The organism is Paenibacillus sp. J22P218, from assembly GCF_056269195.1.
Map to the genome: position 1 here is coordinate 289,407 of NZ_JBWDNL010000007.1, position 11,572 is coordinate 300,978.

Genomic DNA, 11,572 nt, shown 5'->3' on the forward strand with positions numbered 1-11,572 from the left:
TATATTTAATAGCACCTGGGGCGACTGAACTAACTGTTAACGCCGGTTTGATAGTTGAGCAGTTGTCTGAACTTTCCTTTGGCCTCTTGAGACAGCTGTTTATAGCCGCCTTGCTGAATAACCTCGCCCTGCTCTATGACAATGACCTGATCCGCATTGCGGATGGTCGACAATCGGTGGGCAATGACGATAATGGTCATGCTTCCCTTAAGGCGGTCAAGCGCCTCCTGAATTAGCCGTTCGTTCTCGCTATCCAGCGCGCTGGTCGCTTCATCCAGCACAAGGATGGAAGGACGCTTCAAGATGGCTCTAGCGAGTACAATTCGCTGCCGTTCTCCCCCGGACAACCGGATACCCCGGTCGCCGATGACCGTATCCAAACCTTGCGGCAGCATGCGCACAAATTCATCGGATATTGAGAATTTCAAAGCGTTCCACAGCTCGGCATCCTCGGCATGAGGGTCAACCAGCTTCAAGTTATCCCGAATGCTTGCATTGAAGAGAAAGGGATCCTGTGCCACATAGCCGATTGCGCTCCGCAGCGAGAGAAGCTGCTTCTCGTCTCTCAGCGTAACGCCGTCAATCAGCACTTGCCCTCTCTCCGGTTGAATAAGCCCCATGAGCATATCGATCAGCGTGCTTTTCCCCGCACCGGACATACCAACGATAGCCGTCATGCGATTCGCAGGAATATGGACGTTAATATCACGCAGAGCAAACACCGGCTCTTTAGGGTCGTACCGGTAATTGACTTGTCTGCATTCGATTCCTTCCTGCAATTGAAATGGCTTTCCCCCGTCCGAAGAGCCTGACAAGATGAGCTCCTTCTCCTGCTCATATTCCTGCTGCAGCTTACGCATGGCCTTGAAAGCAGGCAGATTGGTCGCCAACTGTTCGATATTCGACTGGATCCCGATAAACCTCGGCCACAGCCGCGAGAAGATGAGAACAACCAGAATCAATTGCTCAGCCGGCGTGTGGAACACCTCTAAAGCTAAATAGACGAAGCCGGCAATAAGCGTTATGGAAGAGATCCGGTAGATGAACTGGGACAAAGAATTGACTCGTACTAATTGGATAACGTTGCTCTCCAGCTCCTTGCTCATGTTGTTGAACCAATGGATATGGGAGCGTTCCAGCCTGTTGCTCTTAATATCCTTGATGCCGTTGAAATGATCGCTTATTCCTGCAAAATAGCTCTGAGACAGCTCCGATGTCTTATCGCCGATATGTCCCGCCTTCTTAATAAACTTGCGCGAGAATAGAGCGAGTATTCCGCCGCTTACAAGCACGACGGCCGTTAACAACGGAGACAGCCAGAAGGCCAGCCCGATTTGAATAACCGTAAAAATAATGCCCGTGACCATCTGCAGGAAGAGGGAAGTGCCGTAGCTGACCCGTCCGAGCTCGTTCACCATGACATGATGAAAGTCCGACTTCCGCTTGCGGAGGAAAAACTCCCATTTCGCCCCAAGCAGCCCCTGATACGTTTCCGTCCGGAGCGAACGGACGAAGCCTTGCAGAATCCGTGAGTTCAACACCATCTGGCTTCGCTGAAGCAATGCTTGTCCCCCTACGATCATCACGTATATCGCTAGTACGACCGGCAAGTTTAACTCAATCGACGATGACTCGATGAATGAGAATAAGGAAGAGACAAGCGGCACTTCATCCATATTCATTTGAAATACGCCTATAATGCTAAGCATAGGAACGATCATATAGATTCCGATGCCGTCCAGACAGCTGATAACGAATGTAGTGAACATGTTGAGGTACAGACGGAATCCTGAGACTTGGCGCATTTTTCGTATAAAATAGAATAAATCCTTCATTAGAAAAACCCCTAATGCGGATTATCGCTTAATTGGCGACAGAACCGCGGCTTCTGTGTGATTCCCGAACACGGCAACGACAGCATACCGTTCCAGTCTTTCATTGCCGGTTACATAATACGAACCGCTGCGCAGCCAAGCGTGAGCAATCATTTTCCCCGTCTCATCCCTACCGCTGCCCAGATAGAGCGTACTCGCGATTCCTCTACGCCGCAGCATCTTCATCGCCGCGACAGCCTTGACCATGCATTGACTTTCCCACCATGTGACGCGGCTCATCGCATGAACGGCCTTGGATACCTTGCGCTGGATGAGATCCTGCTCCATCGTGCTCGTATACGGTGTCTCCCTCATATGCTCGCCAAGAGAAGGAGCTACTTTTGCGAATGGCAGCAGCTTAAGCACCCTCGCCAAAGCTAAGTAAAAATAAGCCTCCGCGTACATCCGCTTCAAGTCTGCGGGATAAGCTATAAATCTCTTAACTTTTCTTAGCGCTTTCCTATACAAGTTCATTTTTCCTTTCTAACTTGTATGAGTCCTTCGGATTTAAGCTGCTGCAAGAAAGTACGAACTTGCTGTTCGCAATCTCCGGGCTCTATCTCATATTCGGTTACTAGTTGCTTAACCATGTCTTTTATGGATACAGGGGATGCCATCAGCTCCCACACTCGGCCCCCGAGCTGGCCTAAGTTGTAGTACTTGCCGTTCTCGATGCTCAGCATGATCTTCTCCCCGTTCATTTCGCTTACCAGGTAACCGTCCGACTGTACAGCAAGTTCGTTAGCGGTAATGATATCGACGCTCATGAAATAACTACCTCCCTTTTATTGGTCATATTTATAATTTGATCAACTAAGCCAAAGGCGGAGAAACCGTCTGCCGGGCGGCGGAGCTGGTACACCGGGAGCCCGGAAGCAAGCCGGGCAATCGATTGAAATTGCCATTGCTGCAGGTTCAACAGATGGAGAAGAGAATTTCGATAGGTATGCACATTTAGGGCATGAAGCCCTTCTAATGTGTTATAGGCTTTAAGAGATGGTTCTGGATCGGAAGCTTTGATAAGCTCGACTACCCCGGCGAGAGGGAGCGGCTCTCTGCAAAAATGGGACCGTATAGGCACCGCGTATTTGTTAACCCTTTGGTAAATCGATGAATAGTTGTGAGAAAGCATTCCTAATTGTTCTATGCTTTCCTCCCACAGCTTCTGCTGCGGATAGGACGGGTAGACAGTAGGTGCTTCCGAATCATTGGACAAGGAGACCGCGATAACGTCATCCGTCATTAATGGATATCCTGCGCTTACAAACGCTGCGGCAAGAGTCGATTTACCGGCACCCGATTCCCCGACAATGGCGTAAACCTTTCCGTCAATGACGACTGCACTCCCGTGCAGGGGTAGAATCCCTCTTTGCATGAGCAGTACGCCCATACAGGTTCCGAGCAGGAAAAGCCGAATCTTCGCCTCGTCCGCTCCCGGATACGGGGTTACCGCGATATGGGTACCGGATGTAATGCTGTAAATGGCTGTTTCGGGTACATGAAAGAGAAATCGACCGTTATCGAAGCGGTAGTTGGCCGTTGTCAATGGATCCTGGCAATCTTCCAGTGGTGGATTCAATTTAATTTCTACATCAAATTCCGAAATAATTCCATGTATTTCATATGCTTCAGGCAGAACAATTTCACTACTAATGTTCAAACCAAATATTCGATAATCATTCAGAGTAAACACCCCGTTTAGCAAGTCGTATAAATCTTGTATTTATTTATACTATTCGCACTTAATATTCATTTTGTGTCGCTTTTTTCTAAATAAAAATTAATTATTTATGATATTTCTCCAAAACCATAGAAACGGCCGGAGCGGAACATATAGAAAATGAAATGGTTTATATAGCGGCAATAGAGACTTATCTTCTACGTTAGGTTCCAGGTGATTCAGAAGATACTTCGCTTTCTGCCTGCCTGTCAGTAGGGATAGAGTGTACCTGAAATAATGCCAAACGACGCTTTTCTCCGGAACCGGATTTAATTTAACGATCTTTTTGATAAAAAACAAAGATGTTTTCGCTAGCCGAAGAGCCTTCTTATTATTCGTCACTTGATACATAGATTGTGGAATCTTTGAATCAAGCAGATTAGAGGCTAATAGGAAAGCCTGCCCTATGAAGGTTTGCCCACCGTACTGTCTAAAGTAATCATGCATTTTCCCGCTATCTATGTTAGGCATTAGACGATCGATATCCATTAACCAGCGCAATCGAAACCAGGCATGTCTGGCGCCGTGATCAGCAAGATAATAGAGCAGGTCTTCATTTCCTAAGCAATGAAATTCCTGTTTTAATAAAAGAACTTTACTTCTGCGTCCCCACAGTCGATTGAATGAATGAGAATCACTGGAGTTAGGATTTAATCGCCAATGCATTTCAACTTGTACAGAATGTTCTTTATGACGGAAGGAAAGATGATGCATCTTCTCTTTCCAATTGTGATTTAATGAACGCTTATCCTCTAATTCGTATCCAAGCCGCGTCAAAACTTCCTCTGCTCTTTCCACATCTTCGGCATCGAGCAGAATATCCAGATCCTTGGAAGTCCTATGCGACATATCACCGTAAAGCTGAATGGCCAAAGTAGGGCCTTTCAACAAAATGGTGCGAATGCCGTTCTCTGATAGTTCTCCGCAAATCTTATTCATCTCTTTAGTCAACTGCATCATCTTAAGGATATTGGAATTGTAATGATAGCGGAGCGTCTCCATAATATCGGCAGGAATAAGAGATGAACGGATTTGATTTAGCTTTAAGTAAACGATAGGATAAACACGATGATGCAAGGTTAATTGTATGAATGAATCCCACTTCATAGTTGAAGCGTATTCTCGAATCCTCTTCTCATCCAACTCTTGAACATCGCGCAGAATGAATAACAGAAATGACAATTCATTCGAAATATCGCTTAAATCAATACTCGCTGCTTTTTTCATGAAAGAACCCCACTATCATTAGAATTACAATTGCATGACAGGAATTTGCTGTTTAACGCCTTTATTCAGGCTCGGGCGTCCGACGGAATAATAAACGAATGCAGTTCCAAGCAAATCTTCCTCATTAAACACATTGCGTCCGTCGATCAGAATGGCCTGATTCATGACGGATTGCAGCAGATTCAAATCCACTTCCGCGAATTCATCCCATTCCGTTAGCAAACAAAGAGCATCGGCGTCCTGAGCGGTATCAAGTGCCTGATCGCACCATTTGACGCCTTCCTTGCCGTATAAGGACTTAAAGTTATCCATAGCAATAGGATCGTAAGCTTTCACCTTCACGCCATTCTCTACCAGATATTGAATGATTTCAAGGGCCGGTGAATCGCGGACATCATCGGTATTCGGTTTAAAGGCCAATCCCCATATCGCGACCGTCTTACCTCGCAGCTGGCCATTAAAAATCGTCTCCAGCTTGCGGATCACATTGAAACGTTGATCTTGGTTCACTTCCACAACCGACCGCAGCAGCTTGAACTCGTAATCGACGTTACCGGCAATTTGGATGAGAGCTCTGGTATCCTTCGGAAAACAGGAGCCTCCATAGCCGATTCCGGCTTTTAGGAACGACTGGCCGATCCGCTTATCGTAGCCCATCCCTTCCGCAACCTTCGTTACGTCTGCGCCTACCTTCTCGCAAATGTTCGCAATCTCGTTGATGAACGAAATTTTCGTGGCAAGAAAAGCATTGGACGCATATTTAATCATTTCAGCGCTGCGGATATCCGTCACGATGATTTGTTCCGTCAGCGGCCGATGCAACTGGACCATTGTATCGGCGGCACTTTGGTTATCTGCACCGATGACGATGCGGTCCGGATTCAGCGTATCCATGACGGCAGAACCTTCGCGCAGAAATTCCGGCAGTGAAATGCTGTCGAACGGCTCGGAGGTTTGGGTGCCGATCAGCTCCCGGATCCGCTCGTTCGTTCCAACCGGCACCGTGCTTTTTACGGCGATAATTTTGTAGCCGTTCATCGCTTCGGCGATATCAAGGGCGGCTTGATTGATATAGGCCATATTCGCCTCGCCGCTTGGCATCGGAGGCGTTCCGACAGCCAGAATGATAATGTCCGATTGACGCACGGCTTCGTTCAGATCGGTTGTGAAAGCGAGCTTTCCGGCAGAGCTGTTCTTGCCCGCCAATTCCTTCAGCCCCGGCTCATAGATGGGAATCTCGCCAGCCTGCAGCATTTCGATCTTCCCAAGATCCTTGTCGACACAGATGACCTTATTCCCCAGTTCCGCATAACAGACACCCGATACGAGCCCGACATAGCCGGTGCCAATGACCGTAATGTTCATTCTCATCACTCCCTTTTTTTCAATATGTCACCTACACCGTGCATAATTGCATAATTTCATTCCAATCGAAGGCGAGCCGTACGATATCTTCTTCAATAAGCTCCGAACCGGATTGCACCTCAATGATGTCCATTTCCGTCTCCGCCCGTAAACTATGCTTGCTCTGTTTCGATATAACGAGCACATCTCCGGCCTTTACCGGGAACCGCTTATCGTTCAGTATCATCTCCCCGTTGCCGGAAACGACGGTCCATACCTCGTTTCTTAGCAGATGGTACTGGTAGCTTAAATTTTGGCCTGGGCTTATGCATATCCGCTTGGTCAGCACTTCATTCCCGTCGGGATATTTCAAGTAATCCAGCACTCTGTAACGGCCCCAACGCCTCTCTTCGTACATTGGACGCTGTTCCGAGTGTTTCATGACCTCTTTGATCATCGGGCTTGATGCCTTGTCCGAGACGAGAATGCCGTCCGGACTCGCAGCAACGACGACGTTGGGTAAATTAAGCAACGTAATCGGAATATCCAGTTCGTTGATAATATGCGTATTGAATGAACCTTCGGTAATGATTCCTTTGCCGATCAGCGGGGTCGCAATTTCCTCCGTCAGCGTGTTCCATGTCCCAAGATCCTTCCAATCCCCATCGTAGGGCAGCGCGACGATAAGATTGGCTCTCTCCACAACCTCATAGTCGAAGCTGTTCTTCGGAAGCTTGTCGTACTGCTTCACCATCTCGTCGTATTGGATCGGAAGCCCGTGCGCAAGCAGGATATTAATGATAAAATCCAGCTTGAATGCGAACACGCCGCAGTTCCAGAGTGCTGCTTGCTCAATCATGGCCGCCGCTTCTTCTTCGCGGGGTTTCTCCCGGAAGCTCTGTACATTCATATATGGCGCGTCATGCGCAGTCCCGCTTTGCGGGACGATATACCCGTACTTCTCGGAAGGATAGGTTGGTTTTACCCCCATAAGGGCCAGATCCGCGCCCGACTCGTTCAACACCTGTTGCAGTTCTTTGGCCTTGTGGAAGAATGACTCCTCGACGTAAGGATCGACCGGCATAACCACGACCGTTTCATTCAGGCTGACGCCTTCAACCGAATACAAATAGGTAGCCGCCAGCGCGATCGCAGGATACGTATCCCTTCTTTCCGGTTCGACGATCACGTCAATCTCGCTTCCCAGCTGGTTGTAGATCATTTCCACCTGTGGCTTGCTCGTTGCGATCAAAGCATGTTCGCGAAGTCCGGCACTGGCAATCTGCCCCCAAACCCGCTGTACCATCGACTCAAACTGCCCTTCCGAATTTCTGAGCACCTTCAAAAACTGCTTGGACCTGGAATCGTTCGACAGCGGCCACAGGCGTTTGCCAGAGCCCCCCGAGAGTAGAACAATTTTCATGGTAACTCCTCCTATTTATAGTAGTTAACTGATTAGCGAAGCGTTCGAATTTGTTGTTTGCCCCTCATTCTTCACAATCAATTGGGCGGAACCTATGCCGCTTGTCCATGTATGATAATAGTTGGAGTTCTTGCCGTAAGAATTGTCCAGCAGCGTATTCGGCTTGTCCATCAGACAAGACAAGATGTGGCCGTGGAGCCTTGACGTCTGCACCGTCCGATAACCGCTGAAGCGCTTGACTGCTTTATCCACCAGATAATCGGTATACCTGCCCCAAATCGCCTGCATCGGAAGCGGAGTGCTGCCTTTCTTTATCATTCTGACAATGAGATTAATCGATTTCTGCTCCACCCTGTTGTACAGGGAGGCCCAATCCAATAGATCGCCGCGGCCCGCGGATTCGAGTTGCTCCTGCTCCGTCGTTTTCTCGATATCCGTGCGGAAGAAGCAGAGCAAATCTTTGTCAGGGCTGTCTTTATGCCGGATCGGCCATAATTGATGGGCCATGTCAGGCGATAAATAAACGTTGCATCTATGGAATTTCTCGGTTGCAGCGCTGTAGGACAACGTGTCGCGGACATAGAGATGAATATCTTTATGTCCATTGAATATTTGCGCCGTCCGGTCGAATTCAGACTCTTTCTTATAAAATATCGTCTGCGGAAGCATCACGATCCGGTGGTGCGGATAGCTGGTAATAATTTTCTCGCGCAGCTTCTGATGCGCCGGATACAGGTCGCCGAAGTTCCCTCCCCCATGCAGCACGATAATGTGATCTTTCGGAATCTTGAGCGAATCGGGAAAATCAAGCACGCTGTAGCGTGCATGGACGCGAATATTATAGTCCTTGAAAAATGCCTCCGTGCCTTTCATAATGAGCAAGTCTCCGCCGTTGCTGTGAACAGGGATATCGATATAGTAAATGTTGGAGCCCGGCGGAATAACATCCGAAATTTGGCCCAGCTTTTTTTTCAGTACATCCATAGGGTGATTATTCTTGCTCTGCATGATAGCCCTCTCCTTTACCTTTTTTTCAACTCATTTACTGCTGAGATCGTAATAAAATTGGGACCGTTCCCCTAACATCACCTTGTAGATGTCGTAGTTGGTCGCCATGACCTCTTTCAAATATTCCTTATAAGGACGGTCGGCGACATTCACGAGGCCCGAGTTATAGCGTTCTCCCCAAACGCCTTCCCAGTACCTGCCCAAAGCAGCTTGGTCCACATAATTGAACACATGAGCACCCACAACGTTGTCTAGACCGGCCGCCGCCTCTACATAATTCCGGTAACGCGTTCCCCTCTGGGACTGATTCACGGCCGAATTTTTCAGGAGCGGATCCAATCCTTGTTCCGTCGTACCGAAACCGAATTCGCTGATCAGAATCGGCTTGCCGCCTGATTTCGTGTACACTTCTTTCAAAAGACCGGGATCGAGGTTATAGCTGTAATAGTTGATACTGATGACATCCACGTATTTCCCTTCCACCTCTGCCATAACGCTCCGAAGCTTCTCGTTCTGGAAAGGTGTCGTTAACCAGCGGTCTCCGAGAAGAAGATGATTCGGATCATATTTGCGGTAGAGCCGCGATACCGTTCCGTAGAACGTGTCCAGGTAATACCTGAAAAATTCGTCCGTATCGCGCCAGGCCGCCGATGTCCCCAGCGGTAGCTCCGCTTCCTTCAAATCTTCAAAGGATTTAAAGCTTGTCTGCCACTCGCTGTTGAATTTGCTTATGTCTTGATATTTATCCTTCAGCCTTTTAACCCAGTGTCCTTTGATCGCCGCTTTGCTTGCCTTCAGCTTCGGCACCCCAGAATAAAACTTGTGGAAATCGTATTCGTTGTCGATGAAATACCCGATTAGCATCGGATCGTCCTTGGTCGGCTTGACTGCGCTGGCAAACGCCTTATCGATCTTGGATTCCGCATCCGGCGCAAAGATATCGAATATCGAAATCCCGTCTACCTTAGCCCAGCTCATGCTGCCGAGCGGAAGCATCCGCACGTAAGGCAAGTTGTTCTCACTGCCGTATTTGTCGGGTGAAAAGCCTCCTACGCTGTTAAATCCCCATTTTTTGATGCGCAAGACCGCCTCCGAATAGATCGCATGCTCGGTTGGAACTACCCCTGTTTTCCGGTATTTGTTCGCCAAGTAGAACGAAAAATTGTCGGTCCCGTTATAAGCCGTTTTATATTCCTCTTGAATAGATGGAATCGATTCGAACAGCTCCTCCCGCCCCTTAACCATCGTAAAGGTCTCATTGGCTGTAAGTGCGTTCACGCCTAAACTGAAGAAGAGATTGCCTTCCGGCGTTGTCATCACTTTGCGGCTTCCCATCTGCTGAATGGAAAAAAAGCCCTTGTTCTGCAAGCCGTATTTTGCCGCACTGCCTGCCAGACCACCGAAACGGTCCCTGCCCGAAGGAGGCGTTAAACCGGCGTAATAGGAGGCGTCGGCCTCGGCATCCGCTTCCAGTTGCTGATCGGTTATCACCTTCTCGGGAAAGGTAGCCGATATCATTTGACCGAATCGGTCGACTTGAATATGATTGCTAGCGTTGAACGTATACTTACGGATTGGACTTGGATCCATGCCATCCTTGACCGCATAGGTTTCCAGCACGTTATAACCGGTAAGCTCGAGCGGTTTGGAATAGAGCTGGAAAGTGAGCCCTTTATTCAAACGATAATAAATCTTTGCCCCGCTCGAAGCCGTGGTCAGTACGGTATGCAGCGATTCGGTGCTTCTGGTTGACTGGACCTTCACGGAAGCGGTGCTTCGATTGAAAGTAACATTCGAAACTTGGGGCGACCAAGCCTTCGATCCGTACAGCTCGATCTTCAAATACCTCGTGCCCGCCGGCAGCGACGAAGCCTCGTAAGCGTACTTCTGCCAATTGGATACGGGATAGCCTACCACATAGGCCTCAGCAGAAATTTCCGTATAATCCTTTCCATTCGCCGAGCTAAAGATCCGAAGTTTCTCCATGGCATGTCCAGTGAAAAAGTAGCTGTCAACCATAAAGGAAGAAATATCGAAATCCGTATGATAAGTGATGCTCCCTGGCTTCACCGTGGTACGTGCTATCCGATGCAAATCATTGCCGAAGTAATAAGGCGTATCTTTCGCAATATAAATACTCGATTTGCTGTATACCTGCTTGAAATTGTCGAGCGGATCAAGCAATCCGACTGCCGTATCCAACGAACTTTCAGGAATATAGTGGTAATCAGATACCCTGCTTGCCGCTTTTTTGCCCGAAGCCGATTTTTTCACGGCGGTAATCTTTAATTGGAGTTCGTTCACTACTATGATCGGTGAAGCATAAAGCTTGCGCGTAAGAGACGTTCTAGGGTCGCTGCCGTCCGTAGTGTAATAGACGGTGTCGCCGGCAGCTGCCCTTTCCAACATGACCATAGTGCCGTAAGGAACGGACCCCGAAGGCAGGTTGGCCGTTACGCCTAATGGACCATTCAGCACCGCTTTCCCGATTACCGGCGATTTCGCGATATCGCTGCCAGTGAATTCGATTTTCAAATATTTGGCGTCCTTGCGAAGGTTTCGCAATTCATACACGACCAAATTCACGTTATCCCCGTCATTGTAAATTTGCGGAGTCACTTCTTCATAATCAATACCATCGTGGGAGACATAAAAATTCGGCCGATTGTACGGCCCGTTGTCATCGCGATAGTACGTATATAAAGAAAAAGAATCTAGAGGACCGTTTGACCGGTAGGTCATGTATTCCTTAGACCTGAAACTTCGGATCACCCGGGTAGGATCATCGGCCCCGTCATATTGTTGCAGAGAAAGAGTCTCCGAGCGTTTGTAAACGTGACTCCAATCCGCAAGATCATCAACTACGATTTCAGGAGAAGTAGCAAAACCATGCATGGGTATAAGGGTTATAAGTAAAGTGAAAACCAATAACAATTTAAGCAGAGTACGGTTACTTTTCTTGATGTTTGCTCCCCA

At 48.2% G+C, this 11,572-nt stretch carries 9 protein-coding genes; all 9 read right to left on the bottom strand.

Going from position 1 to position 11,572, the window contains the following annotated elements; genetic code table 11:
• Positions 1-29: 29 nt before the first annotated feature.
• Entirely contained in the window at positions 30-1,835 is a 1,806-nt protein-coding gene (locus tag AC0YN0_RS27065; RefSeq protein WP_475824067.1) for an ABC transporter ATP-binding protein, read from the bottom strand.
• A gap of 21 nt (positions 1,836-1,856) precedes the next feature.
• Positions 1,857-2,348: a lasso peptide biosynthesis B2 protein gene (locus AC0YN0_RS27070; RefSeq protein ID WP_475824068.1), complete on the bottom strand. Its 492-nt coding sequence runs from the start codon at positions 2,346-2,348 to the stop codon at positions 1,857-1,859.
• Positions 2,345-2,641: a lasso peptide biosynthesis PqqD family chaperone gene (locus AC0YN0_RS27075; RefSeq protein WP_475824069.1), complete on the bottom strand. Its 297-nt coding sequence runs from the start codon at positions 2,639-2,641 to the stop codon at positions 2,345-2,347. Before AC0YN0_RS27075 ends, AC0YN0_RS27070 begins: the two co-directional genes overlap by 4 nt.
• Positions 2,638-3,579, bottom strand: a complete 942-nt coding sequence (locus AC0YN0_RS27080; RefSeq protein WP_475824070.1) for an aldolase — start codon at positions 3,577-3,579, stop codon at positions 2,638-2,640. The genes AC0YN0_RS27075 and AC0YN0_RS27080 overlap by 4 nt, the downstream gene beginning before the upstream one ends.
• 75 nt (positions 3,580-3,654) lie before the next feature.
• Positions 3,655-4,821, bottom strand: a complete 1,167-nt coding sequence (locus AC0YN0_RS27085) for a nucleotidyltransferase domain-containing protein (protein ID WP_475824071.1) — start codon at positions 4,819-4,821, stop codon at positions 3,655-3,657.
• A gap of 24 nt (positions 4,822-4,845) precedes the next feature.
• Positions 4,846-6,186: a UDP-glucose dehydrogenase family protein gene (locus tag AC0YN0_RS27090; protein ID WP_475824072.1), complete on the bottom strand. Its 1,341-nt coding sequence runs from the start codon at positions 6,184-6,186 to the stop codon at positions 4,846-4,848.
• 31 nt (positions 6,187-6,217) lie between these two features.
• A complete protein-coding gene (locus AC0YN0_RS27095) occupies positions 6,218-7,588 on the bottom strand; it encodes a sugar phosphate nucleotidyltransferase (RefSeq protein ID WP_475824073.1) in 1,371 nt (456 codons plus the stop codon).
• A gap of 24 nt (positions 7,589-7,612) precedes the next feature.
• Positions 7,613-8,596: a polysaccharide pyruvyl transferase family protein gene (locus AC0YN0_RS27100; RefSeq protein WP_475824074.1), complete on the bottom strand. Its 984-nt coding sequence runs from the start codon at positions 8,594-8,596 to the stop codon at positions 7,613-7,615.
• Between the two features lie 30 nt (positions 8,597-8,626).
• Positions 8,627-11,338: a chitobiase/beta-hexosaminidase C-terminal domain-containing protein gene (locus AC0YN0_RS27105; protein ID WP_475824075.1), complete on the bottom strand. Its 2,712-nt coding sequence runs from the start codon at positions 11,336-11,338 to the stop codon at positions 8,627-8,629.
• Positions 11,339-11,572 lie beyond the last annotated feature (234 nt).

What these genes read in the sequence shown, in the direction of transcription:
- AC0YN0_RS27095 (WP_475824073.1), bottom strand. Translation starts at nt 7,588, where the DNA reads ATGAAAATTGTTCTACTCTCGGGGGGCTCTGGCAAACGCCTGTGGCCG.
- AC0YN0_RS27075 (WP_475824069.1), bottom strand. Translation starts at nt 2,641, where the DNA reads ATGAGCGTCGATATCATTACCGCTAACGAACTTGCTGTACAGTCGGAC.
- AC0YN0_RS27100 (WP_475824074.1), bottom strand. Translation starts at nt 8,596, where the DNA reads ATGCAGAGCAAGAATAATCACCCTATGGATGTACTGAAAAAAAAGCTG.
- AC0YN0_RS27085 (WP_475824071.1), bottom strand. Translation starts at nt 4,821, where the DNA reads ATGAAAAAAGCAGCGAGTATTGATTTAAGCGATATTTCGAATGAATTG.
- AC0YN0_RS27090 (WP_475824072.1), bottom strand. Translation starts at nt 6,186, where the DNA reads ATGAACATTACGGTCATTGGCACCGGCTATGTCGGGCTCGTATCGGGT.
- AC0YN0_RS27070 (WP_475824068.1), bottom strand. Translation starts at nt 2,348, where the DNA reads ATGAACTTGTATAGGAAAGCGCTAAGAAAAGTTAAGAGATTTATAGCT.
- AC0YN0_RS27065 (WP_475824067.1), bottom strand. Translation starts at nt 1,835, where the DNA reads ATGAAGGATTTATTCTATTTTATACGAAAAATGCGCCAAGTCTCAGGA.
- AC0YN0_RS27105 (WP_475824075.1), bottom strand. Translation starts at nt 11,338, where the DNA reads ATGACCTACCGGTCAAACGGTCCTCTAGATTCTTTTTCTTTATATACG.